The organism is Shinella sp. WSC3-e (assembly GCF_945994535.1).
GTDB lineage: Bacteria > Pseudomonadota > Alphaproteobacteria > Rhizobiales > Rhizobiaceae > Shinella > Shinella yambaruensis.
This window is the reverse complement of the sequence record NZ_OZ000530.1, coordinates 3,598,793-3,622,555: the sequence shown is the minus strand read 5'-3', so window position 1 is coordinate 3,622,555 and position 23,763 is coordinate 3,598,793. Positions and strand designations below refer to the sequence as shown.

20 protein-coding genes, 1 tRNA gene and 1 riboswitch are annotated in these 23,763 nt (G+C 65.7%); of the genes, 18 read left to right on the top strand and 3 right to left on the bottom strand.

Going from position 1 to position 23,763, the window contains the following annotated elements:
• The first annotated feature begins 131 nt into the window (after positions 1 to 131).
• The 8 genes from clpB (at position 132) to AABF56_RS17855 (ending at position 10,628) form a co-directional block, all read left to right on the top strand.
• Positions 132 to 2,738, top strand: coding sequence for an ATP-dependent chaperone ClpB (clpB, locus tag AABF56_RS17890; protein WP_272807005.1), 2,607 nt, complete (start codon positions 132 to 134; stop codon positions 2,736 to 2,738).
• 145 nt (positions 2,739 to 2,883) lie between these two features.
• On the top strand, positions 2,884 to 3,543 hold the full coding sequence (locus AABF56_RS17885) for a thiamine diphosphokinase (protein WP_244769420.1): 660 nt from the start codon (positions 2,884 to 2,886) through the stop codon (positions 3,541 to 3,543).
• Between the two features lie 3 nt (positions 3,544 to 3,546).
• Positions 3,547 to 5,373, top strand: coding sequence for an ABC-F family ATP-binding cassette domain-containing protein (locus tag AABF56_RS17880; RefSeq protein ID WP_272807004.1), 1,827 nt, complete (start codon positions 3,547 to 3,549; stop codon positions 5,371 to 5,373).
• A gap of 129 nt (positions 5,374 to 5,502) precedes the next feature.
• On the top strand, positions 5,503 to 5,748 hold the full coding sequence (locus AABF56_RS17875; RefSeq protein WP_244769253.1) for a hypothetical protein: 246 nt from the start codon (positions 5,503 to 5,505) through the stop codon (positions 5,746 to 5,748).
• A gap of 100 nt (positions 5,749 to 5,848) precedes the next feature.
• A riboswitch (SAM riboswitch) is annotated at positions 5,849 to 5,926 on the top strand.
• A gap of 60 nt (positions 5,927 to 5,986) precedes the next feature.
• Complete coding sequence (gene metA, locus AABF56_RS17870) at positions 5,987 to 6,910, top strand: homoserine O-acetyltransferase MetA (protein ID WP_272807003.1); 924 nt, start codon at positions 5,987 to 5,989, stop codon at positions 6,908 to 6,910.
• Between the two features lie 3 nt (positions 6,911 to 6,913).
• The gene (locus AABF56_RS17865) at positions 6,914 to 7,366 is read left to right on the top strand and encodes a GNAT family N-acetyltransferase (protein WP_244769255.1); all 453 of its coding nucleotides are present in this window, start codon (positions 6,914 to 6,916) and stop codon (positions 7,364 to 7,366) included.
• Positions 7,367 to 7,460: 94 nt separating this feature from the next.
• Positions 7,461 to 8,477, top strand: coding sequence for an aldose epimerase family protein (locus AABF56_RS17860; protein WP_272807002.1), 1,017 nt, complete (start codon positions 7,461 to 7,463; stop codon positions 8,475 to 8,477).
• A 243-nt stretch (positions 8,478 to 8,720) separates the two neighbouring features.
• The gene (locus AABF56_RS17855) at positions 8,721 to 10,628 is read left to right on the top strand and encodes a methyl-accepting chemotaxis protein (RefSeq protein WP_272807001.1); all 1,908 of its coding nucleotides are present in this window, start codon (positions 8,721 to 8,723) and stop codon (positions 10,626 to 10,628) included.
• 66 nt (positions 10,629 to 10,694) lie between these two features.
• On the opposite strand, the gene AABF56_RS17850 is transcribed toward AABF56_RS17855, so the two are convergent.
• Positions 10,695 to 11,762 (bottom strand): alpha/beta hydrolase family protein, encoded by a 1,068-nt coding sequence (locus AABF56_RS17850; protein WP_272807000.1) that lies wholly within the window; start codon positions 11,760 to 11,762, stop codon positions 10,695 to 10,697.
• Positions 11,763 to 11,903: 141 nt separating this feature from the next.
• Here AABF56_RS17850 and AABF56_RS17845 point away from each other — a divergent pair, with 141 nt between their 5' ends.
• A complete protein-coding gene (locus AABF56_RS17845) occupies positions 11,904 to 12,914 on the top strand; it encodes a helix-turn-helix domain-containing protein (protein WP_272806999.1) in 1,011 nt (336 codons plus the stop codon).
• Positions 12,915 to 12,978: 64 nt separating this feature from the next.
• Here the strand turns inward: AABF56_RS17845 and AABF56_RS17840 are convergent.
• Positions 12,979 to 13,053, bottom strand: a tRNA-Gly gene (locus tag AABF56_RS17840).
• Positions 13,054 to 13,273: 220 nt separating this feature from the next.
• On the opposite strand from AABF56_RS17840, the gene AABF56_RS17835 reads away from it, so the two are divergent.
• The 4 genes from AABF56_RS17835 to AABF56_RS17820 all read left to right on the top strand — a co-directional run bounded on the left by AABF56_RS17835 (position 13,274) and on the right by AABF56_RS17820 (position 15,811).
• On the top strand, positions 13,274 to 13,783 hold the full coding sequence (locus AABF56_RS17835; protein ID WP_272806968.1) for a prolyl-tRNA synthetase associated domain-containing protein: 510 nt from the start codon (positions 13,274 to 13,276) through the stop codon (positions 13,781 to 13,783).
• A 57-nt stretch (positions 13,784 to 13,840) separates the two neighbouring features.
• Positions 13,841 to 14,803 (top strand): thioredoxin, encoded by a 963-nt coding sequence (trxA, locus tag AABF56_RS17830; protein ID WP_272806967.1) that lies wholly within the window; start codon positions 13,841 to 13,843, stop codon positions 14,801 to 14,803.
• Positions 14,804 to 14,931: 128 nt separating this feature from the next.
• Entirely contained in the window at positions 14,932 to 15,612 is a 681-nt protein-coding gene (locus AABF56_RS17825) for an LON peptidase substrate-binding domain-containing protein (protein ID WP_272806966.1), read from the top strand.
• Positions 15,613 to 15,622: 10 nt separating this feature from the next.
• Complete coding sequence (locus AABF56_RS17820) at positions 15,623 to 15,811, top strand: Trm112 family protein (RefSeq protein WP_272806965.1); 189 nt, start codon at positions 15,623 to 15,625, stop codon at positions 15,809 to 15,811.
• Positions 15,812 to 15,885: 74 nt separating this feature from the next.
• Here the strand turns inward: AABF56_RS17820 and AABF56_RS17815 are convergent, their stop codons facing one another.
• On the bottom strand, positions 15,886 to 17,106 hold the full coding sequence (locus tag AABF56_RS17815) for a ubiquinone biosynthesis hydroxylase (RefSeq protein WP_272807530.1): 1,221 nt from the start codon (positions 17,104 to 17,106) through the stop codon (positions 15,886 to 15,888).
• A 99-nt stretch (positions 17,107 to 17,205) separates the two neighbouring features.
• On the opposite strand from AABF56_RS17815, the gene tesB reads away from it, so the two are divergent.
• From tesB to AABF56_RS17790, 5 genes are all read left to right on the top strand, one after another.
• Complete coding sequence (gene tesB, locus AABF56_RS17810) at positions 17,206 to 18,093, top strand: acyl-CoA thioesterase II (protein ID WP_272806964.1); 888 nt, start codon at positions 17,206 to 17,208, stop codon at positions 18,091 to 18,093.
• A 218-nt stretch (positions 18,094 to 18,311) separates the two neighbouring features.
• Positions 18,312 to 18,662: a P-II family nitrogen regulator gene (locus AABF56_RS17805; RefSeq protein ID WP_064331794.1), complete on the top strand. Its 351-nt coding sequence runs from the start codon at positions 18,312 to 18,314 to the stop codon at positions 18,660 to 18,662.
• Positions 18,663 to 18,691: 29 nt separating this feature from the next.
• Complete coding sequence (locus AABF56_RS17800) at positions 18,692 to 20,053, top strand: ammonium transporter (protein ID WP_272806963.1); 1,362 nt, start codon at positions 18,692 to 18,694, stop codon at positions 20,051 to 20,053.
• Positions 20,054 to 20,294: 241 nt separating this feature from the next.
• Positions 20,295 to 22,961: a DNA translocase FtsK gene (locus AABF56_RS17795; protein WP_272806962.1), complete on the top strand. Its 2,667-nt coding sequence runs from the start codon at positions 20,295 to 20,297 to the stop codon at positions 22,959 to 22,961.
• A 113-nt stretch (positions 22,962 to 23,074) separates the two neighbouring features.
• Positions 23,075 to 23,731, top strand: a complete 657-nt coding sequence (locus AABF56_RS17790; RefSeq protein ID WP_398431313.1) for an outer membrane lipoprotein carrier protein LolA — start codon at positions 23,075 to 23,077, stop codon at positions 23,729 to 23,731.
• Positions 23,732 to 23,763 lie beyond the last annotated feature (32 nt).

Below are 23,763 nucleotides of genomic sequence, written 5' to 3'. Positions count from 1 at the left end.
ATATTCGTTTCAAGCGGTTGACCGGTCGCAAGGCCTGGGGATCGCATGCATGACAGGCTCGCCTGATGGGAGCCTTATCCTGAAACGTCGACCGGTGCCTCGAAGGGCCGGCCGAGTCCTGGAGGTGAATGATGAACATTGAAAAATACTCCGAACGCGTTCGCGGCTTCCTGCAGTCCGCCCAGACGAAGGCGCTGGCCGACGGCAATCCGCAGTTCACGCCCGAACACGTTCTGAAGGTGCTGCTCGATGACGAGCAGGGCATGGCGACGTCGCTGATCGATCGGGCCGGCGGCAATGCGCGCGACGTGCGGATCGCCAACGATGCCGCGCTTGCCAAGCAGCCGAAAGTTTCCGGCGGCAACGGGCAGGTCTATCTCTCCCAGCCGCTTGCAAAGGTTTTCTCCACCGCCGAAGAGGCCGCAAAGAAGGCCGGCGACAGCTTTGTCACCGTCGAACGCCTGCTTCTGGCGCTCGCGATCGAAAAATCCGCGGCGACGTCCGAGATCCTGGCGAAGGCCGGCGTGACGCCGGGCAAGCTCAACCAGGTCATCAACGACATCCGCAAGGGCCGCACCGCCGACACGGCGAGCGCGGAGCAGGGTTTCGATTCGCTGAAGAAGTTCGCTCGCGACCTGACGGCCGATGCGCGCGAAGGCCGGCTCGACCCGGTGATCGGCCGCGACGACGAAATCCGCCGCACGATCCAGGTCCTGTCGCGCCGCACCAAGAACAATCCGGTCCTCATCGGCGAGCCCGGCGTCGGCAAGACGGCGATCGCCGAGGGCCTTGCGCTGCGCATCGTCAACGGCGACGTGCCGGAGAGCCTGAAGGACAAGAAGCTGATGGCGCTCGACATGGGCGCGCTGATCGCCGGTGCGAAATATCGCGGTGAATTCGAGGAGCGCCTGAAGGCCGTCCTTGCCGAAGTGCAGGCGGAAGACGGCGAGATCATCCTGTTCATCGACGAGATGCACACGCTGGTCGGCGCCGGCAAGGCGGACGGGGCGATGGACGCCTCCAATCTGCTGAAGCCCGCGCTTGCCCGTGGCGAATTGCACTGCGTCGGCGCGACCACGCTCGACGAGTACCGCAAGCATGTCGAGAAGGACGCGGCGCTTGCCCGCCGGTTCCAGCCTGTCATGGTGGACGAGCCGACCGTCGAGGACACGATCTCGATCCTGCGCGGCCTGAAGGAGAAGTACGAGCAGCACCACAAGGTCCGGATTTCAGACTCGGCCCTCGTTGCCGCCGCGACGCTCTCCAACCGCTACATCACGGATCGCTTCCTGCCGGACAAGGCGATCGACCTGATGGACGAAGCCGCCTCGCGGCTGCGCATGCAGGTGGATTCCAAGCCGGAGGAACTGGACGAACTCGACCGCCGCATCATCCAGCTGAAGATCGAGCGCGAGGCCTTGAAGAAGGAGACCGACCGTTCGTCGCAGGATCGGCTTGAAAAGCTCGAGCTCGACCTTGCCGCGCTGGAAGAGGAAGCCGCCGCGCTCACCGCGCGCTGGCAGGCGGAGAAGTCGAAGCTCGGCCGTGCCGCGGACCTGAAGCGTCAGCTCGACGAACTGCGCAACGAACTGGCGATCGCCCAGCGCAAGGGTGAATTCCAGCGCGCCGGCGAGCTTGCCTACGGCATCATCCCGAAGCTCGAAAAGGAACTGGAGGAGGCCGAAGGCCGCGATGCCGGCGACGTCGATCCGATGGTGCAGGAGGTCGTGACCCCCGACAACATCGCCCATGTGGTCTCCCGCTGGACGGGCATTCCCGTGGACAAGATGCTGGAAGGCGAGCGCGACAAGCTCCTGCGCATGGAAGACGAGCTCGGCAAGTGGGTCGTCGGCCAGGGGGATGCCGTCCAGGCGGTCTCCCGCGCCGTCCGCCGCGCGCGTGCCGGCCTGCAGGATCCGAACCGGCCGATCGGCTCGTTCATCTTCCTCGGCCCCACCGGCGTCGGCAAGACGGAGCTGACCAAGGCGCTCGCCCGTTTCCTCTTCGACGACGAGACGGCGATCCAGCGCATGGACATGTCGGAATACATGGAGAAGCACTCCGTGGCCCGGCTGATCGGCGCGCCTCCCGGCTATGTCGGCTATGAGGAAGGCGGTGCGCTCACCGAATCCGTCCGCCGCCGGCCCTATCAGGTCGTGCTGTTCGACGAGATCGAGAAGGCGCATCCGGATGTCTTCAACGTGCTCCTGCAGGTCCTCGACGACGGCCGCCTGACCGACGGTCAGGGCCGTACCGTGGACTTCCGCAACACGATGATCATCATGACCTCGAACCTCGGCGCCGAATATCTGACGGCGCTGGGCGAGAACGAGGACAGCGACAGCGTCCGCGACCAGGTCATGGACGTCGTCAAGATGGCGTTCCGGCCGGAGTTCCTGAACCGGGTGGACGAGATCATCCTGTTCCATCGCCTCCGGCGGTCGGAAATGGGCGCGATCGTCGACATCCAGCTCACGCGTCTGCGCAAGCTGCTGGAAGATCGCAAGATCGTGCTCGACCTCGACGAGGACGCCGTGCACTGGCTGGCCGAGAAGGGCTACGACCCGGTCTATGGCGCGCGTCCCCTCAAGCGGGCGATCCAGAAGCACCTTCAGGATCCGATGGCGGAGAAGATCCTTGCCGGCGAGATCCCGGACGGCTCGACCGTCAAGGTGACCGCCGGTTCCGACCGGCTGCTCTTCTCGCCGCGGGGTGCCGCGGCAAGCAAGGCCGCCTGAGGCCGGTTCCGGTCCTGACCAGAACGAAGCGTGGGCTTTGCCCGCGCTTCTTGCGTTTCATGCCCTTCCGCCGGCCACGCCTTGCCATCGGCCGCAAAATCTTTCCCTTTCCGCAGAACATGCGCTAAGGGCATCAGCCATGACCATGCCGGTATCGACAGACCCGAAATTCGTCGTCCTTCTCGGGGGCGCGCTCATCGTGACGCCGCGTCTTCGCGCGGACATGGCCGGCGCGCGCGTCGTTGCGGCGGATGGCGGCATGCGGCATGCGGCAAGCCTCGGTACCCTGCCGGAACTCTGGGTGGGCGATTTCGATTCGACCCCGCCGGAGCTTGTCGCCGCCTGGCCGCAGGTCGAGCGCCAGCCCTATCCCGCCGCCAAGAACGAGACCGACGGGGCGCTTGCCGTTTCGGTCGCGGCCGAGCGCGGCGCGCGCGCCATCCTGCTTGCCGGCGCGCTCGGCGGGGAACGCAGCGACCATGCGCTGATGCATCTCCTCCATGCCGTCTCGCTGGAAGAGCAGGGGTTTACCGTGAAGCTCACCTCCGGGGAGGAGGAGGCCTGGCCGTTGCTGCCGGGCCGTCGCGACATCGACCTGCCGAAGGGGAGCCTTTTCTCCGTTCTCGGCCTTGCGCCCCTTTCCGGCCTCACCATCGACAATGCGCGCTATCCGCTGAAGGACTTTTCGCTGCCCTTCGGCTCCTCGCGCACCATTTCCAACGTGGCGGAAGGCCCGATCCGCCTTTCGCTCGCCGCCGGCCGCGCCATTCTCATCGCCCGGCCCTACGACCTTTCAGGAGCCTGACCCTTGGCACCGCCCATTCTCAAACTCGATGACATCTTCCTCAGCTTCGGCGGAACGCCCCTGCTTGCCGGCGCCAGCCTGCAGGTGGAGCCGGGCGACCGCATCTCGCTCGTCGGCCGCAACGGCTCGGGCAAGTCGACGCTGATGAAGATCGCCGCCGGCCTTGCCGAGGCGCAGTCCGGCGAGGTCTTCCGTCATCCTTCCGCGACGATCCGCTACCTGCACCAGGCGCCGGATTTCGACGGCTACGACACGGTCGCGGCCTATGCGGAGGCGGGCCTCGGGCCGAGCGACGATCCCTATCGCGTCACCTATCTGCTCGAACATCTCGGGCTCACCGGCAGCGAGGATCCGAAATCGCTGTCGGGCGGCGAGGCGCGCCGGGCGGCGCTGGCCCGGGTGATGGCGCCGGAGCCGGACATCCTTCTCCTCGACGAGCCGACCAACCATCTCGACCTTCCGACCATCGAATGGCTGGAAGGCGAGTTGCAGTCCACCCGCTCGGCTCTCGTCGTCATCTCGCACGACCGCCGCTTCCTCGAAAAGGTGTCGAACGCCACCGTCTGGCTCGATCGCGGCCAGTCGCGGCGGCTCAACCGCGGCTTCGGCCATTTCGAGGCTTGGCGCGACGAGGTGCTGGAGGCCGAGGAGCTGGAGCAGCACAAGCTCGGCAAGGCGATCGAGCGCGAGGAGCACTGGCTGCGTTACGGCGTCACCGCCCGCCGCAAGCGCAACATGCGCCGCCTCGGCGCACTGCATGATCTGCGCGCCCGCTATCGCGGCCACAAGGGGCCGCAGGGCAGCGTGCAGGCCAGCGCCTCGGATGCGCAGGAATCGGGAAAACTGGTCATCGAGGCGGAGAAGATCACCAAGGCCTACGGCGAGCGCAGCATCGTTGCGCCGTTCTCGATCCGCGTCCACCGCGGCGATTGCATCGGCCTTGTCGGCCCGAACGGCGCCGGAAAGACGACGCTGCTCAAGATGCTGACCGGGCAGCTGGCGCCCGACAGCGGCACCGTCAAGCTCGGCACGAACCTGGAGATCGCCACGCTCGACCAGCGCCGCGAGGACCTCAACCTCGACGACACGCTCGCCCATTACCTCACCGACGGGCGCGGCGAGACGTTGCTCGTCAACGGCGAGCAGCGGCACGTCACCGGCTACATGAAGGAGTTCCTGTTCCAGCCCGAGCAGGCCCGCACGCCGATCCGCAACCTCTCGGGTGGCGAGCGCGCCCGCCTGATGCTGGCGCGCATCCTGTCGCGGCCGACGAACCTCCTCATCCTCGACGAGCCGACCAACGACCTCGACATCGAGACGCTTGACCTCCTGCAGGAGATCGTCGCGGGCTTTGCCGGAACCGTGCTGCTCGTCAGCCACGACCGCGACTTCCTCGACCGCACCGTCACCTCGACCATCGCGCCCGCCGACCCGGAAAACCCCGATGGTCGCTGGATCGAATATGCCGGCGGCTATTCCGACATGATGGCGCAGCGCCGCGGCGCGATCGAGGAGAAGCGCAAGGCGGAAAAGGCCGAGAAGGCGAAGGCGGCCGAAACGTCCGCTGCGGTCCCGGCGGAGAACAAAGGCAAGGCGAAGCTCTCCTACAAGCAGAAGTTCGCGCTGGAGAACCTGCCGAAGGAAATGGAGAAGGTGGAGAAGGAGATCGCCGTCCGCGAGGCGAAGATGGCCGATCCCGCCCTCTTCACCAAGGATCCCGCCACCTTCAACAGGCTGGCGGCGGAGATGGAAAAGCTGCGCCATTCCCTGACGGCGATGGAAGAGGAATGGTTGGAACTGGAGATGCTGCGCGAGGAACTGGAAGGCTGAAAAGCCCGAGGGCGCGGGGTTTCAGCGGGTGTTCCATCCGAAACAGCGCCGCGCCCGGCAATATGGGACAGTCTGATCACTGGATGAGAGGAGCTCATCCTGTAACCCGGAAGAGATCAGGAGAGTCCCATGCGCAAGTTCGTCATTTCCGCCGTCGTCGCCGTCGTCGCCGCTGTTTCCTTCGCCGCCCCGTCCCAGGCCGGCTATTACGGTTATGGCCACAAGAGCTACGGCTGGAAGAGCTACGGCCACGGCCATCACGGCTACAAGAAGCATTACCGTGTCAAGCGCCACCATGGTCACTACGGCCATCGTTGGGGCGGCCATTGGGGCGGCAAGGTGTACTACAAGAAGCGCTACTACAGCTACTACTGAGCAGCCGTCTTCCTTCAGGAAGCAAGGCCCGGATGCCTGTCGCATCCGGGCCTTGCCCGTTTCCGGCAGTGGATTGATTCGTGGCGCAAGGAGCGCTATTTAAATCGCTCGTGGTGATTTGGCCGGCCGGCTTGCAGCCACGTTAAACAAGTCGCTAAAGGGCCGCGCGAGGAAAAACCTTCCGTGGACCGGTTGCGACACTGTTGCGGCCGGTTTTGTTTTTTCGATCGAGTGAGACATGCCCATCAAGATTCCCGATACGCTTCCCGCCTTCGAAACCCTCGTTCACGAGGGCGTGCGGGTGATGACCGAGACGGTGGCGATCCGGCAGGACATCCGCCCCTTGCAGATCGGGTTGCTCAACCTCATGCCGAACAAGATCAAGACGGAAGTGCAGATGGCCCGCCTCGTCGGCGCCTCGCCGCTGCAGGTCGAGCTGTCGCTGGTGCGCGTCGGCGGCCACCGCGCGAAGAACACGTCGGAAGAGCACCTGCTCGCCTTCTACGATACGTGGGAGGAGGTGCGGCACCGCAAGTTCGACGGTTTCATCATCACCGGCGCGCCTGTCGAGACGCTCGACTACGAGGACGTCACCTATTGGGACGAGATGAAGCAGATCCTCGACTGGACCGAGACCAACGTGCATTCGACGCTGAATGTCTGCTGGGGCGCGATGGCGGCGATCTACCATTTCCACGGCGTGCCGAAGCACACGCTGGAGGAAAAGGCCTTCGGCGTCTACCGCCATCACAACCGCAAGCCTTCGTCGGTCTACCTCAACGGGTTCTCCGACAATTTCGAGGTGCCGGTCTCGCGCTGGACGGAGATCCGCATCGAGGACATCCGGGCCGTGCCGGAACTCGACATCCTGCTCGATTCCGACGAGACCGGCGTCTGCCTCGTGCAGGAGAAGGCCGGCAACCGCCTCTATATCTTCAACCACGTGGAATATGATTCCACCTCGCTTGCCGACGAATATTTCCGCGATGTCTCGGCCGGCGTGCCGATCAAGCTGCCGAAGAACTATTTCCCGCACAACGATCCGTCGCTGCCGCCGCAGAACCGCTGGCGCGGCCATGCGCATCTGCTCTTCGGCAACTGGATCAACGAGATCTACCAGACCACGCCCTACGATCTGGAAAAGATCGGAACAGGAGCCTGACCCGTGAGCCGTGTCGTCATTCGCCCGCTGCATGAAGATGATGAAGGCGAATGGCGCCGCCTGTGGACCGCCTATCTCGCCTTCTACGAGACGGTGCTGCCGGAGGAGGTCTATGCCACCACCTTCGCCCGGCTGACGGGCGAGGCCGCGGAAGGCGAATATCGCGGCCTCCTCGCCACGCTCGACGGCAAGCCCGTCGGCCTTGCGCACTACCTCTTCCACCGTTCCTGCTGGACGATCGGCAATGTCTGCTACCTGCAGGATCTCTTTGCCGATCCCGACGTGCGCGGTTCCGGCATCGGCCGGGCGCTGATCGAGGGCGTCTATGCCAAGGCGAGGGAGGCGGGCGCGCCGGAGGTCTACTGGATGACGCAGGCGTTCAACGCGACGGCGCGCCGGCTCTACGACCGCATCGCCGACGAGACCCCCTTCATCATCTACCAGAAATCCTTCTGAGTTCGGATTTCGAAAAAGTATGACTTTTCCTGTTGCGAGTGACGAGGAATTGCAGCAGGTTGCCCGGAAAGATCGGCCGACGGAGGAGTGGAGCGTGGGTGCGGAAAATGAAGTGTTCGGCCGTCTGGGGACCGGCGAAGCGGTCGAGCGCGTCACGATCGCCGGCGGCGGGCTGACTGCCCGGGTGCTCACCTGGGGTGCCGTCATCCAGGACCTGCGGCTCGAGGGGCATGATGCGCCGCTCGTGCTCGGCTTCGAGGATCTTCCGTCCTATCTCGACCACTCCCCCTATTTCGGGGCGACGCCGGGCCGTTGCGCCAACCGCATCGACGGCGGCCGCTTCTCGATCGACGGCGCGGATTTCCAGCTCGAATGCAACGAGCGCGGTGTCACGCACCTGCACGGAGGCAGCGACGGCGTCGGCCGGCAGAACTGGCAGATCGCCGCGCAGGGCGCCGACTTCGTCACCCTGGCGCTGACCGACCCTGCCGGCCGCGCGGGGTATCCCGGCAATTGCGCCCTGACCTGCACCTATCGGCTGCCGGGCGACGGCGTCCTGTCCGTCCTCTACGAAGCCGCCACGGATGCGCCGACCCCCGTCAACCTTTGCCAGCACAGCTATTTCAACCTCGATGGCAGCGCCGATGCCCTCGGCCATGAGATTCGCCTCAAGGCGGAGCACTACCTGCCCGTCGACGGGAACCTGATCCCGACCGGCGAAATCCGGCCCGTCGACGGAACCCCCTTCGATCTTCGGCAATGGACGCCGCTGCGCCGGCAGACGGAGGAGGGCGGGATCGCCTTCGATCACAATTTCTGCCTCTCGCCGGGCCGGCAGGCGAAACGCCCGGTCGTCGAGGTCCGTAGCCCGCTTTCGGGGGTCTCGCTGGAGGTGTCGACCACGGAGCCGGGCGTACAGTTCTATACCGGCGCGAAGGTCAGGCCGCCGGTCCTGGGGCTCGACGGCCGCAGCTATGGCGCCTTTGCCGGCTTTTGCCTGGAAACGCAGGTCTGGCCTGATGCCGTCAACCACGGCGATTTCCCCGCTGCGGTGCTGCGTCCCGGCGAGACGCTGCGACAGGAAACGGACTACGCCTTCCGCAAGGGCTGACCTTCGCGAACGGCATTGCCGCAACGCAACAGAATCGAAACCTTTGTAGTGGACAAACTGTTCCATGAGCCTGGAATGATACCGGGACGTGCGGGAGCGAACGCGCCAGGACAGCGCCGGTCGCCCAGGAGCGTATCCGCCTTTCTTTGAATCGCGAAAACGCTCCAACCTTTTGTTTGTCGCAACTCCGCATGCAAAACCGCTTCGCGCCTTTGCCGGAATTGCTTTAGTGGGACCCTGTCCATGAAAATTTCGGATCTCTCCATTTCCCGGAAAGTCGGCCTTCTCGTGTTCCTGATGGGCATTGCCGCCGGCACCATCGCCGTCGTCGGCGGGGGCGGGCTCAGTTCACTCGGCTCGGCGCTTCAGGATACCGGCGCGCGCGAGGAGGTGGCCCGCGAGGCCATGGACCTGCGCATCGATGTCATCGCCATCAGCCGCATGACCTACCAGCTGGCGATCGCGCCGGAAAAGGCGGCGGACTTTGCCGTCGAGACGGAAAAGCGCGCCAAGGAAATGCTCGATCGCCTGCCGAAGATCGCCTCGACGGCCGATGCCAACGAGCAGAAGCTGCTCGATGGTGTCCGCGCGTCGCTGACGCCCTATTTCGAGGATATCCGCGCCATGGTGGCGATTGCTGGCTCATCGCAGGGCCAGGGCCGCGCCGTGATCCTCGCGGCGCTCGACAAGGCTCTGGAGGGCCAGAAGGCCGTTACCGCCGCGCTCAAGGAATATACGACCTACTCTGCCGAAACGCTGTCGCAGTCGCGCGCCGTCGCCATCTCGCGCTCGACGACGACGCAGGCCGTGCTGCTGGCGACCGCCTTCACCTGCATCGTCGCGGGCATGCTGCTCAGCATGCTGCTGGCGCGCAACGGCATCGTACGCCCGATCCAGCGCCTGACCGGCGTGATGTCCAACCTTGCCGCCGGCAAGCTCGATGACGCGATCCCCTATACCGAGCGCAAGGACGAGATCGGCGCCATGGCGCGTACGCTAGACGTCTTCCGCGCCAACGAGATGCAGATGCGCGAGATGGAGGCGCAGGAAGCGGCCCTTCAGGCGCAGAGCAAGGACCTGCAGACGAACATCAGCTCGATCGTGGCGGCCGCTGCCGCCGGTGACTTCTCCCGCCGCATCACCAAGGCCTACGAGGACGAGGACCTGCGCCGCTTCGCCACGAGCGTCAACGAGCTTGTCGAGAATGTCGACCGGGGCGTCAGCGAGGTGCGCCGCGTGATCGCCTCGCTCTCCCATGCCGACCTGACGCAGGAAATGGCCGGCCACTTCCAGGGCGACTTCGCCGAGCTCCAGGCGAACGTCAACGGCGCCATGCTGACGCTGCGCAGCACCATGACCGGCATTCTTTCCACCGCCGGCACCATCACCGGCAATTCGCGCGAGCTTTCCGCCGCCGCCGACCAGCTCGCCCACCGCACGGAGCAGCAGGCTGCCTCGCTGGAGGAAACCGCCGCCGCGCTCGAGGAAATCACCACCACGGTGAAGACCTCGACGACCCGCGCGCTCGAAGCCTCCGAGATCGTGCGCGAGGCGAAGGACAGTGCCGAGAAGTCCGGCGACATCGTCCAGAACGCCATCGACGCCATGGGCCGCATCGAGCAGTCCTCGCAGAAGATCAACCAGATCATCTCGGTCATCGACGAGATCGCCTTCCAGACGAACCTCCTGGCGCTGAATGCCGGTGTCGAGGCCGCCCGTGCGGGCGAAGCCGGCCGCGGCTTTGCGGTCGTCGCCCAGGAGGTGCGCGAGCTCGCCCAGCGCTCGGCCAATGCCGCCAAGGAGATCAAGACGCTGATCAACGCTTCGGCGGGCGAGGTGAAGGGCGGGGTCGCGCTGGTGCTGTCGACCGGCGACGTGCTCTCGGAGATCAAGGACCTCGTCAACCGCGTCAACGACCACGTCGTCTCGATCACCCGCGCGGCGCAGGAACAGTCCGCAGCGCTCGGCGAGATCAACACGGCCGTCAACCAGATGGATCAGATGACCCAGCAGAACGCCGCCATGGTGGAGGAGACGACGGCTGCCAGCCAGGTGCTCGCCAGCGAGGCCGCCCAGCTCCAGGCCGCGCTGTCGCAGTTCCATATCGGCGAGGAGCGCGGCAGCGCCGCCTACCAGCGCCGGGCCGCGTAGGGCACATTTATACCGCATGGCGAAGGGCCAGCGGCCGGAGCCGGCCGCTGGCCCTTCTTCCTTTGATCAGAACGAGCCCTTCAGGCTGCTCTGGAGGGCATCGATGATCCGCTGTTTCAGCTCGGCATGGATGTCCGCCCGGGTGCGGTTGCCGGGGTCGTCGCAGATCGGGTCCACCTCACCCAAGGATTTCAGCAGGTCGGCGCCACCCTCCTTGCATTCCGGCAGGAAGCTGAAATGCACGGCCTCCGCCACCGCCGCATAGGAGGCCTGCGGCACCAGCGCCGCCAGCCTGTCCGCGATCACCGCTTCGGGGATCGCGTCCGCATTGCCGAGATTGATGAAGGCGAGCGGGATGTCGATCGCCTTCAGGCTGTCCGCGGCATAGGCCTGGGCCAGCCCCGGGTCCACCGCGACCACTGCGCGCACCCGCGCATCCCGGTTCGACTGCTCGAAGCGGGCCTTGTCGAGCCTGCGCAGGTCGACCTTCTCCACCGCCACGGGCTTGTCGTCGACATATCCCCGGCCGCCGGAGAACCAGGCGCAGTCCCACTTGCCGTAGTCGTCGCAATAGCGGGCATAGGCTTCGAGATCCGCCCGTGCGCCGGCGATCTCCATCGCCGCCGCGCCGCCGAGCGAGAAGCCGACGACGCCCACGCGTGCCGGATCGATCGTCGCCCGCCAGGCGGCGTCCTGCGAAAAGGCGTCGATCAGGGCGGAGAGGTCGGCGGTGCGCTCCCAGAGTCTTGGCGTTGCGGCCGGCGTCGAATCGCCGCTCGTCGTGCCGGGATGGTTCGGCCCGGCGACGACGAAGCCGGCCTCGGCCAGCGCCGTCGCAAGCCAGCTCATGCCCTCCACCCGGCTGCCCGAGCCATGCGAGAGCAGCACGAGCGGAAAACGCCCTTCGGCGACGGGCGCGTCGCCATGCGCCGGTGCGCCCTTGAACAGCCGGTTGTCGCCGATGAAGAGCGGCGCGCCGCCGGCCTTGGCCGGATACCAGACCGTGACGTCGATATCGCGCCCGCGCTCCGGTGCGAAGACGGTGATCGTGCGGACGCCGACCTCGGCGGCATGGGCGGGTGTGGCAGCCACACTGGCAAGGAGGAAGGCGGAAAACAGGGAAAGGATGGACATCGGAACCTCGTTCGGTAGGACTTGACCGGCAGATCCTCGCCGCGACCTGCCCTTCGTCGCGTCCTCGATCGTGTTTGAGGTCGCCCTTGATCGCGATCGGGATCATGATGCCGGCCAACGCCAACCGATCCGTGCTGCCCCGTGCTCTTCGTTCCCCTGCCTTTCGTCGTCGCCCTCCTGCTGCTCCTGCGTTTCGTCGCGCTCCTGCGCCAGCAGGAAGGCGGCAACCGGCCGTTCCTCGCCTTGATCGGGCTCTGCATCCTGCAATCGATCGCCGTCGGCCTGCGCTGGGGCTATGACGTGACGGCAGTGCGTTATGTCCTGCCCGTGCTGGCGGGCGGCCTGCCGCCGCTGGTGCTGGCGAGCTTCCAGAGCCTCATGCATCGCGACCGGGCGGATCTTCCCTGGTTGAACGCCGCGCCGCCGGTGGCGATCCTCGCCCTTCTGGTGCTGGCGCCCGATCTCATCGACGGTGCGCTCGTCGTCATCTTCGTCGGCTACGCCGTCATCCTCCTGCGGCTCGCCAATGCCGGCCCCGATGGGCTGGACGAGGCCCGGCTCGACGGCGCCGCGGGGGCACACAAGGCGCTGCTCATCGCCGCCGGCTCGCTCTGCCTCTCGGCGTCCCTCGACATCGCCATCGCGCTGGATTTCGAGTGGAGCCGGGGCGAGAACGTGCCGATGATCGTCAGCAACGCCAACCTGCTCAGCCTCTTCCTGGCCGGCCTCACCGCGGCGGTCGCCGCGCGCGCCCGCGCCGTGCCTGCTCCGCCGGAGGAGGGCGACCGGGATGATTCGATGGCGGAACGGGATCGCGACGTGCTGGAGCGGGTCGACCGGCTCCTTGCCGACCAGAAGCTCTTCCGCGACGAAAACCTGACGCTCGCGCGCCTCGCCCGGCGGGCAGGCGTGCCGGCCCGGCAGATTTCCGGCGCGATCAACCGCCTGACCGGCAGGAACGTCTCGCAATACATCAATGATTTCCGCATCGCGGAGGCCTGCCGGCTGCTGCGCGGCACCGACATGCCCGTGACCTCGGCCATGCTCGAATCCGGCTTCCAGACCAAATCGAACTTCAACCGCGAATTCCGCCGGGTCACCGCCATGAGCCCCGCAACCTGGCGCGCCGAAAACCGCCCGCCCCCGTCTTGAGTGGGAATCCCCGCCGCAGAAACACAAAAGCCCCGGCGAACCGAGGCTTCGAGGTCTGGAAGAATGGAGCGGGTGAAGCGATTCGAACGCTCGACCCCAACCTTGGCAAGGTTGTGCTCTACCCCTGAGCTACACCCGCTCATCGTCGACGGCCTGGGGTAGTCGGTGGCCGAAGGTCGCTGCGTTGCGGCGACGGGCGGTATATGGCCCAAGGCTTTTTCAAATGCAACAGGGAAATGTCAGATTTTGGAGAAAAAAATCCGGAGACTTTCAAAGTCCCGGATTTTCAGGCGGTTGCGCTTGTGCGGTCGAAGCCCTATCAGCGGATGGACGTCAATTGAGCCGGGACAAGCAGGAAAATGACCGAAGCGCAGCCGAAGACCGACAGGGATCTCTTCCAGTTTCTCGACGATCTGGGCATTGCCCACAGCACGAAGGAGCACGCGCCGGTCTTCACCGTCGCCGAATCGGTGGCGCTGCGCGACGAGATTCCCGGCGGCCATACGAAAAACCTCTTCGTGAAGGACAAGAAGGACAATTATTTCCTGATGACCGTCGAGGAGCATGCGACGGTGGACCTGAAGACCGTGCATTCGGTCATCGGTGCCGCGAGCCGCGTCTCCTTCGGCAAGCCGGAGAAGCTGATGGAGTATCTCGGGGTCATTCCCGGCGCCGTCACGGCCTTCGGGGTGATCAACGACACGGCGGGCAAGGTGAAGATCATCGTCGATTCGGACCTGATGGCCTTCGACACGATCAACGGCCACCCGCTGCGCAACGATGCGACGACCTCGATCGGTTCGAAGGATCTCCTGCGCTTCATCGAGGCGACCGGCCACGAGCCGCTTGTCTTGAAAGTCACGGCCTGACATACGATCTGGGGCACAGACACGACATCGAGGCGCTTGGCGCCACAGGAGAGACCCATGAGTGCAGGCGACAATCCCTACGCATCGTCCTATGGCGGCCAGATGAACGTCTCGGCGAGCTTTGGCGGCGCGGCACCGGCGGATGATCTCATCAAGGACACGACGACGGCGAATTTTTCCCGCGACGTGCTGGAGGCCTCGCGCCAGCAGCCCGTGCTCGTCGATTTCTGGGCGCCCTGGTGCGGCCCCTGCAAGCAGCTCCAGCCGATCATCGAGAAGGTCGTGCGTGAAAGCGCGGGCCGCGTGAAGCTCGTCAAGCTCAACATCGACGACCATCCCTCCATTCCCGGCCAACTCGGCATCCAGTCCATCCCCGCGGTCGTCGCCTTCGTCGGCGGCCGGCCGGTCGACGGCTTCATGGGCGCGGTGCCGGAAAGCCAGATCCGCGACTTCATCGACAAGGTCGCAGGTCCCGCCGGCGCCGACGAGAAGGCCGAGACCGAGGCGCTGCTTGCCGAGGCGAAGACCCTGTTCGATGCCGGCGACCTTGCCGGGGCGGCCGACCTCTACGGCGCGCTGCTGCAGGCCGATCCTGAAAATCCGCAGGCCCTTGCCGGCATTGCCGAATGCATGATCGCCGCCGGCCAGCCGGAAAATGCCCGCCAGATCCTCGGCAACCTGCAAGGCCCCGTCGCGACCGACCCGGCCGTCGCGGCGGTGCTGAAGAAGCTCGACCAGATCGAGGAGGCGCGCAAGCTCGGCGATCCCGCGGCGCTCGAACAGGCGCTGGCGCTTGATCCGGACGATCATGCGGCGCGGCTGAAGCTCGCCAAGATCCGCAATGTCGAGGGCGACCGCCAGGCGGCGGCCGATCACCTGCTCTTCATCATGAAGCGCGACCGCGCCTTCGACGACGATGGCGCGCGCCGCGAGCTTCTGCAGTTCTTCGACGTCTGGGGCCCGAAGGACCCGGCGACGATCGCCGCGCGGCGCAAGCTGTCGTCGATCCTGTTCTCCTGAGCCTTTTTCCGGGAGAACGGCGCGGCATCCCTTGAGAAATGCCGCGCCTACCCCACATTCGAGGGGAAGCGCGTTGACGCGGGGCGGGAGACGGATCGCCGCGCCTTGCGCAATGGGAAGGCACTGTCATGCATGTGGGAAATGCGCGTTATCTGAAGCCGGAGGACCTGCCTGAGGCCATCCCCGTCTTTCCGCTGACGGGCGCCCTCCTCTTGCCCGGTGGGCAACTGCCACTCAACATCTTCGAGCTGCGCTACCTTTCCATGTTCGACGATGCGCTCGCCACGCACCGGCTGATCGGCATGGTGCAACCCGTCTTCGGCGCCGACCGGGTGGATGATGCCGCGACCGAAACGCCGGCCCTCTGCCAGGTCGGCTGCATCGGCCGCATCACCTCCTTCGCCGAGACAGGGGACGGCCGCTATATCGTCTCGCTCACGGGCGTCTGCCGCTATCGCCTGCTCGAGGAGATCGGTGGCGACAAGTCCTATCGCAGTTTCCGCATCGCTCCCTTCATCACCGACCTTTCGGCACGCGACGACGAGCAGAGCGTCGACCGCGAGGCGCTGCTCGCCGCCTTCAAGGCCTATCTCGACGCCAACAAGCTGGAGGCCGACTGGGAGAGCGTGGAGCGTGCCAGCAATGCGACGCTCGTCAACTCCATGGCGATGATGTCGCCCTATGGTCCGGCGGAAAAGCAGGCGCTGCTGGAGGCGCCGGATCTCAAGACGCGGGCGGAAACGCTGATCGCCATTACCGAGATCGTGCTGGCGCGCGGCTATGGCGACGTCGACACGATGCTGCAATAGGGCGGGCGTGATGAACTCCAGCACCAGCCGCGTCGATCCCAAGCTGCTCGAACTCCTCGTCTGTCCGCTGACCAAGGGGCGGCTGACCTATGACGCGGCCACGGGCGAACTCGTTTCGGAAAAGGCCAGGCTCGCCTATCCGATCCGCGACGGCATCCCGATCATGCTGATTTCCGAGGCGCGCGAAATCAAGGACTAGGCTGCGGCCTGCCTGCAAAGCGTAAACATTTGAGCTGAGCGAGGGTGGGACACAGCTTCGCCGTGCCTTGTCAATCAGATCGGCTGCCCGACCAGCATGCGCGGATGCCCGCTGCCGGCCGTGCCTTCCGCCTGGCGGATAAAGAAGGACTTCAAGCCCGGCAGGCGATCGACGACGCCGAGGCCGACATCGCGCAGCACGCGTAGCGGCGTCGCATCGTTGGAGAACAGGCGGTTCAGCACATCCGTGGTGATTCCCATGCGCACCGTGTCGAAGCGGCGCCAGCGCTCGTAGCGCTCGAGCACGGAGATCGCGCCGATATCGAGGCCGAGGCGGTCGGCCTCGACGATGGTTTCGGCAAGCGCCGCCACGTCCTTGAAGCCGAGATTGAGGCCCTGGCCGGAAATCGGGTGGATGCCGTGCGCGGCGTCCCCTGCGAGCGCGAAGCGCGGCGCGACGAAGGCGCGGGCGAGCGTCAGGCCGAGCGGGAAGGCACGGCGGCCGCCGACGACCTTCAGCGCGCCCAGCTTGTGGCCGAAGCGGCGCTCCAGCTCCTCCTCGAAGACGAGATCGTCGCTTTCGACGAGGCGGCGGGCATCCTCCGTGCGCTCGGTCCAGACGAGCGAGGACCGGTTGCCGGCCAGCGGCAGGGTGGCGAAGGGACCGGCGGGCAGGAAATGCTCCTCCGCCGTGCCTTCATGCGGGCGTTCGTGCTCCACCGTCGTGACGATGCCGGACTGGCCGTAGTCGAAGCGCACGGTCTTGATGCCGGCCATGTCGCGCAGTTTCGAGCGCACGCCGTCGCAGGCGACGAGGAGGCGGGTCCGGCATTCGGTTCCGTCGGAGAGGCGGACCGTCGTGGCGTGCTGGCCGGTCACAAAACCCTCCGCCGACGTCGCCCAGCGCACGGGAATGCCGAGCGCCTCGGCCTGGCGCAGCAAGCTGCTCGTCACCGCGCGGTTGGGCACCATATGGGCGAAGGGCTGGCCGTCGTCACCGGAGCCGGCGCCCTCGAAGGTGAGGAAGACGGGGCGCACGGGATCGGCCGTGCGCGAATCGGTGATGACCATGCGGCGGATCGGCTCCGCCTCGGGCGCGATCTCGTCCCAGACGCCGACGACATCGAGCAGGTTGCGGGCGGCCGCCACGATCGCGAAAGCGCGCTCGTCCCTCTGCCAGGCCTGTTCCGGCGCGCTGTCGACCACGGTGACGGCGAGGTGCGGGGCGGCCTTCTTGATGGCGACGGCCAGCGACAGGCCGACATAACCACCGCCGGCGACAAGAACGTCGAGCATGGTTGCTTCGGGCATGGTGCACTCCTGGCCGCTTGAGGTCTTCTGCCCCTCTATATAGAGGAGGAGGAACCGTATTCCTACCGTCGGAGCCACGTCCAAATGTCGCGTCAACCTGCGAAGAACCCCGCCATGGATGTCCTTCTGGAGACATTGGACCTGGAGCGGCTGGAAAGCCGGCTGTTCCGCGGCAAGAGCCCGCAGGTCGGCTGGCAGCGGGTGTTCGGCGGGCAGGTGATCGGCCAGGCGCTGGTCGCAGCGACCCGGACGGTGGAGAAGGCGGGGCGTTTCGTGCATTCGCTGCACGCCTATTTCGTGCGGCCGGGCGATCCCTCCGTGCCGATCATCTACGATGTGGAAAACATCCGTGACGGCGGCTCCTTCGCCACGCGCCGCGTCGTCGCCATCCAGCACGACAAGCCGATCTATTTCATGACGGCATCCTTCCAGGACGAGGAGGACGGTTTCGAGCACCAGACACCGATGCCCGACGTGTCGCAGCCGGAAGACCTGCTCGGCGAGGCCGAGCTGAAGGAGCGCTTCATGACCGAGGCGCCGGAGCATATCCGCGCCTACTGGCAGCGCCCGCGGCCGATCGAGCTGCGGCCGGTTTCGCTGACCCATTATTTTTCGGGGGATAAGCTGGAGCCGCGGCAGAACATCTGGGTGCGCACCACCGGCCCGGTGCCGGCGGAGCGTCACCTGCAGGCCGCCGTGCTCGCCTATCTCTCGGACATGACGCTGCTCGATACCTCGCTCTTCGCACACGGCACCTCGGTGCTCGACCGCTCGCTGCAGGTCGCGAGCCTCGACCATGCCATGTGGTTCCATCGCCCGCCGGTTCTCGACGACTGGCTGCTCTACAGCCAGGACAGCCCTTCGGCCTTTGGCGGGCGCGGCATGACCCGCGGCGCGATTTTCACCCGCAACGGCACCCTCATTGCCTCCGTCGCCCAGGAAGGGCTGATTCGGAAAAAGGCAATTGTCTAATTTTTACGCATTATTTTATTGTCGCCTATTTTTTGATCATGTGCGGTGATGATTTTTTGCACCGCAGCATGAGCGCCATTTTTATCCTTTTTATTTCAGAAGCTTAGCCGATCCGTTCGAATCTGGCACGCCCCTTGAATGTGTAGTTCCCAGTCGTGGTGGACGTGATGTCGCCAACGATGAGGAGAGATGGCCCCGGCTGGGGACAAGCACGAAGGATGGGAAACCAGATGAAAATTGTGATGGCCATTATCAAGCCGTTCAAACTCGATGAGGTGCGAGAAGCCCTCACCGCTGTCGGCATCCAGGGCCTGACCGTGACCGAGGTAAAGGGGTACGGGCGCCAGAAGGGGCATACGGAAATCTACCGCGGCACCGAATATGCCGTCAGCTTCCTGCCGAAACTGAAGATCGAGATCGCCGTGCCTGGCGATGTCGTCGACAAGGCCGTCGAGGCGATCGCGTCCGCCGCCAAGACCGGCCAGATCGGCGACGGCAAGATCTTTGTCTACTCGATCGACCATGCCGTGCGCATCCGCACCGGCGAAACCGATTCCGAAGCGCTCTAAGCAAACGGCAGATCAGGGAGCATTCTTACATGTCGTCTAATTCGATCCTCAACACATTCGCCCGCGTCGGTGCCGTCGCGGCAGGCCTGCTGGCGCCGGTGACGGCCCTTGCGCAGGAAGCGACGGAAGCGGCAACCGAAGCCGCACCGGCCGCAGCCGAGGCCGCGATCAACTCCGGCGATACCGCCTGGATGCTGACCTCGACCGTTCTCGTCCTCTTCATGATCCTGCCGGGCCTCGCCCTCTTCTACGGCGGCCTGGTGCGCAGCAAGAATATGCTGTCCGTCCTCATGCAGTGCCTGGTCGTCTCCGCCGCGATCATGATCGTCTGGGTGGTCTACGGCTACAGCCTCGCCTTCTCCAATGGCGGCGGCCTCAACACCTTCATCGGCGGCTTCGAGAAGCTGTTCCTTTCCGGCGTGACGGCCGACAGCGTCTCTGGCTCGATCCCGGAATATGTCTTCATCGCCTTCCAGATGACGTTTGCCTGCATCACGCCGGCGCTGATCGTCGGCGCCTTCGCCGAGCGCATCAAGTTCTCCGCCGTCGTGCTGTTCTGCATCCTGTGGGTGACCTTCGTCTACTTCCCGATGGCACACATGGTGTGGTCGGGTGACGGCGCCCTGATGTGGGACTGGGGTGCGATCGACTTTGCGGGCGGCACCGTCGTTCACATCAATGCCGGCGTGGCGGGCCTCGTGGGCGCGATCATGGTCGGCAAGCGCACCGGCTTCGGCAAGGACATGATGGCGCCGCACTCGATGACGCTGACCATGGTCGGCGCTTCCATGCTGTGGGTCGGCTGGTACGGCTTCAACGCCGGCTCGGCAGCCGCGGCAAACGGCGTTGCCGGCCTTGCGATGATCAACACCTTCACCGCCACCGCCGGCGCGGTCGTCGCCTGGTGCGTGATCGAAACCTTCGGCCGCGGCAAGGCCTCCATGCTGGGTGCGGCATCGGGCGTCATCGCCGGCCTCGTCGCCGTCACGCCGGCCGCCGGTGCCGTTGGCCCGATCGGCGCCATCTTCCTCGGCGCGATCGCCTCGGCGCTTTGCTACTTCTTCGTCTCCGTCGTCAAGAACAAGTTCGGCTATGACGACACCGCGGACGTCTTCGGCGTTCATGGCATCGGCGGCATCGTCGGCGCCATCGGTTCGGGCATCTTCGCGGCCTCCTCGCTCGGCGGCGTCGGCTACGCGGAAGGCATCGGCATGGGCGGCCAGGTCTGGATCCAGATCAAGTCCGTCATCGTCACCATCCTGTGGTGCGGCATCGGCTCGGCGATCCTCTACAAGATCGTCGACATGATCGTCGGCCTGCGCGTCACCGTCGAATCGGAACGCGAAGGCCTCGACCTCTCGTCCCACGGCGAAGCGGCCTACCACTCCTAAGCTGCCTGCGGCGGCTCCCAGCGGCCGCCGCCAAACATCCCGTCGCGGCCATAGGAAATCTATGCCGCTCCTGGCCCGGACCTGCGTGTCCGGGCCCTTTTCGTTTACCGGGCAGAAACCATGCCGCGGGGCTGCATGGTTAACACGCCATTAAGGCTTCCTTCGTAGGGTTCGCAGTCAGGCACAGTCCGCGATTCGGCGGAAAAGGTGCGATTTCTTGCGTGGACCATAGGCTGTAACCATGAGCAGAAGCATTTCGGCAGGACTGGACAACCGTCACGACCGCTTCGTTCTGTCGGCATTCGTCTGGCGGCAGGTGCAGATCCTTCTCGGGATCTGCGTCTTCCTCGGCCTTGCCTTCGCCATTGCCGCGCTCTCCACCTGGAATGTCTCCGACCCCAGCCTCTCCTATGCCTCCAGCGGCGAGCCGGCCAATATCCTCGGCTATCCGGGCGCTGTCTTCGCCGATATCTTCATGCAGTTCTTCGGGCTCGCCAGCGTCATCGCGCTGCTGCCGGTCGTCGCCTGGGGCCTGGCGCTGATCAGCGGCCGACGCTTCAACCGGGTGCCGCAGCGCGCCGGCGCCTGGCTCGGGGGAGCGATCCTCGCCTCCGCGGCGCTCGCCTGCGTGCCCGGGCCTGTCACCTGGCCGCTGCCGACCGGTCTCGGCGGCGTCTTCGGCGACATGATCCTGCGCTTTCCCGCGCTCTTCACCGGCGCCTATCCGACCGGCCTCTTCGCCAGCATCCTCGGCGGCATCATCGCCATTCCCGCCGCTTGGCTGATGGTCTTTTCCGCCGGCCTGATCGGCTCGGTGGCGATCGACGACGAGGAGGATTTCGCGCCCGTTCCCACGCCGAGCCGCGCCCGGACCATCGCCGAGGAAGAGGACGACGACGAGCGGGAAGGCCCGCTCACCGTCCTTGCCGGCGCCATGACCCATGCCTGGTACACCGGCCAGGCGCGGTTCCGCCGCGTCTTCGGCCTTGCCAACCAGCGCCGCAAGGCGCGCGGCATCGAGCAGCCCTACGATTTCAACGAGGACGAGTTCGGCACGCTGAACGAGCCGGCCCGCGCCCGCACGCCCTCCCGCTCCGCCGATCGCGTCGAGCCCTCCCTCGATGGCCGCCGCGCCGTCGCCGCTCCGCCGATGGTTGACGATGACGACGACCTGCCCTTCGACATGGACGAACCGATCGCCCGCCCGAACGGTCTCCTGCCGGACGACGACATGGACGACATCGCCGCCGACTGGGCGCCGCGCCGCGCGCCGGCCCGCCCGCCCATGCCGGCAACGACCGCGCGCGTCGTTCCCGCCGCCGCCCGGCCGAAGCCCGGCCAGCGCATCGAACGCGAGGCGCAGACCTCTTTCGTCGGTCCCGATGGCTTCGCCCTGCCGCCGATCCATCTGCTCGCCGAGCCGAAGGGCCAGGTGCGCGACATGACCCTTTCGGCCGACGCGCTGGAGCAGAACGCCCGCATGCTGGAGGGCGTGCTGGAGGATTTCGGCGTCAAGGGCGAGATCATCCATGTCCGTCCCGGCCCGGTCGTCACGCTCTACGAGCTGGAGCCGGCGCCCGGCATCAAGTCCTCCCGCGTCATCGGTCTTGCCGACGACATCGCCCGTTCGATGAGCGCGATTGCCGCCCGCGTCGCCGTCGTGCCGGGCCGCAACGCCATCGGCATCGAACTGCCGAACCAGAGCCGCGAGACGGTCTACCTGCGCGAACTCATCGCCAGCCGCGACTTCGAGACCTCGAAGGCCAGGCTCGCTATGGCGCTCGGCAAGACGATCGGCGGCGAGCCGGTCATTTCCGACATCGCCAAGATGCCGCACCTGCTCGTCGCCGGCACCACCGGCTCGGGCAAGTCCGTCGCCATCAACACGATGATCCTGTCGCTGCTCTACCGCCTGAAGCCGGAACAGTGCCGCCTGATCATGATCGATCCGAAGATGCTGGAACTCTCCGTCTACGACGGCATCCCGCATCTGCTCTCCCCCGTCGTCACCGATCCGAAGAAGGCCGTCGTCGCCCTCAAGTGGACGGTGCGCGAGATGGAGGAGCGCTACAAGAAGATGTCGAAGATCGGCGTGCGCAACATCGACGGCTTCAACAGCCGCGTCGAGCAGGCGCTGGCCAAGGGCGAGCAGATCAGCCGCACCGTGCAGACCGGCTTCGACCGCCAGACCGGCGAGGCGATGTACGAGACGGAGGAGTTCGATCTCCAGCCGATGCCCTATATCGTCGTCATCATCGACGAGATGGCCGACCTGATGATGGTCGCCGGCAAGGACATCGAAGGCGCCGTGCAGCGGCTTGCCCAGATGGCGCGTGCCGCCGGCATCCATGTCATCATGGCGACGCAGCGCCCCTCCGTCGACGTCATCACCGGCACGATCAAGGCCAACTTCCCGACGCGCATCTCCTTCCAGGTGACGTCGAAGATCGACAGCCGCACCATTCTCGGCGAACAGGGCGCCGAACAGCTGCTCGGCATGGGCGACATGCTCTACATGGCCGGCGGCGGGCGCATCCAGCGCGTGCACGGCCCCTTCGTCTCGGATGGCGAGGTGGAAGCCGTCGTCGCGCATCTGAAGACGCAAGGCGCGCCGCAATATCTTGACGCGATCACCGAGGACGATGACGATGACGGCGAGGGGGGCCATGGCCCGGCCGGAACCGCCAATCTCGACGATTCGGATGATCCCTACGACCAGGCGGTGGCTGTCGTGCTGCGCGATGGCAAGGCGTCGACCTCCTATATCCAGCGCCGCCTCGGCATCGGCTACAACCGCGCCGCCTCGCTGATCGAGCGCATGGAGAAGGAAGGGCTGATCGGCCCGGCCAACCACGCCGGCAAGCGCGAGATCCTCGTGCCGACGGAGGATGAAATTTCGGGGCGCTGACCGGGAACGGGCGCGCCTCCTGCGGCGTTTTCACCGGCAAGTCTCGCGTCAGGGCGAAACGCCATTATGGCGCCGCGTTTGGCCCGCATGAGAAACGCATGAAGGAGACCGACATGATCCGATCCGAGAACGGCCGCGCGACCGGAACGCTGACGCGCCGTAGCTTCACCTGCCTGATGGCCTTCACGCTGGCCGCCGGCCTTTCGGCGCTTGCCCCCACCGACGCCTCCGCGCAGGCGAGCGGCGCCGCCCAGAAGATCGCCGATCACTTCGCCTCGGTGAAGACGATGATGGGCGAGTTCGTGCAGTTCGGCCCGCGCGGCGAGCAGACAGGCGGCAAGTTCTACATCTACCGTCCCGGCAAGATCCGCTTCAACTACGAGGAGCCCTCGCCGATGCGCGTCATCGCCGACGGCAAGGCCGTCGTCATCGGCAATCGCAAGCTGAAGACCTGGGACCTCTATCCGCTCTCCAAGACGCCGCTCAACCTGCTGCTCGGCGAGAAGATCGACCTTTCCGCCAAGATGGTGCGCAGCGTGAAGGAAGAATCGGACCTGACGACGATCGTGCTCGGCGACAGGAACATGTTCGGCGATTCGACCATCACCATGATGTTCGATCCCAAGACCTACGACCTGCGCCAGTGGACGATCACCGACGCGCAGGGCAAGGACACCTCTGTGATGATCTTCAACGTCAAGACCGGCGTGAAGCTCGACGACAAGGTCTTTTCCATTCCTTACGACGAAGTGCGCAACAAGGGCGGTTAATTCGGTCCAAGGGCCTTTTCCGTTTCGCCCTT

Coding starts and splice junctions, on each gene's coding strand:
- clpB (WP_272807005.1), top strand. CDS start 132: ATGAACATTGAAAAATACTCCGAACGCGTTCGCGGCTTCCTGCAGTCC.
- AABF56_RS17885 (WP_244769420.1), top strand. CDS start 2,884: ATGCCGGTATCGACAGACCCGAAATTCGTCGTCCTTCTCGGGGGCGCG.
- AABF56_RS17875 (WP_244769253.1), top strand. CDS start 5,503: ATGCGCAAGTTCGTCATTTCCGCCGTCGTCGCCGTCGTCGCCGCTGTT.
- metA (WP_272807003.1), top strand. CDS start 5,987: ATGCCCATCAAGATTCCCGATACGCTTCCCGCCTTCGAAACCCTCGTT.
- AABF56_RS17855 (WP_272807001.1), top strand. CDS start 8,721: ATGAAAATTTCGGATCTCTCCATTTCCCGGAAAGTCGGCCTTCTCGTG.
- AABF56_RS17850 (WP_272807000.1), bottom strand. CDS start 11,762: ATGTCCATCCTTTCCCTGTTTTCCGCCTTCCTCCTTGCCAGTGTGGCT.
- AABF56_RS17835 (WP_272806968.1), top strand. CDS start 13,274: ATGACCGAAGCGCAGCCGAAGACCGACAGGGATCTCTTCCAGTTTCTC.
- trxA (WP_272806967.1), top strand. CDS start 13,841: ATGAGTGCAGGCGACAATCCCTACGCATCGTCCTATGGCGGCCAGATG.
- AABF56_RS17825 (WP_272806966.1), top strand. CDS start 14,932: ATGCATGTGGGAAATGCGCGTTATCTGAAGCCGGAGGACCTGCCTGAG.
- AABF56_RS17820 (WP_272806965.1), top strand. CDS start 15,623: ATGAACTCCAGCACCAGCCGCGTCGATCCCAAGCTGCTCGAACTCCTC.
- AABF56_RS17815 (WP_272807530.1), bottom strand. CDS start 17,106: ATGCTCGACGTTCTTGTCGCCGGCGGTGGTTATGTCGGCCTGTCGCTG.
- tesB (WP_272806964.1), top strand. CDS start 17,206: ATGTCGCGTCAACCTGCGAAGAACCCCGCCATGGATGTCCTTCTGGAG.
- AABF56_RS17805 (WP_064331794.1), top strand. CDS start 18,312: ATGGGAAACCAGATGAAAATTGTGATGGCCATTATCAAGCCGTTCAAA.
- AABF56_RS17800 (WP_272806963.1), top strand. CDS start 18,692: ATGTCGTCTAATTCGATCCTCAACACATTCGCCCGCGTCGGTGCCGTC.
- AABF56_RS17795 (WP_272806962.1), top strand. CDS start 20,295: ATGAGCAGAAGCATTTCGGCAGGACTGGACAACCGTCACGACCGCTTC.
- AABF56_RS17790 (WP_398431313.1), top strand. CDS start 23,075: ATGATCCGATCCGAGAACGGCCGCGCGACCGGAACGCTGACGCGCCGT.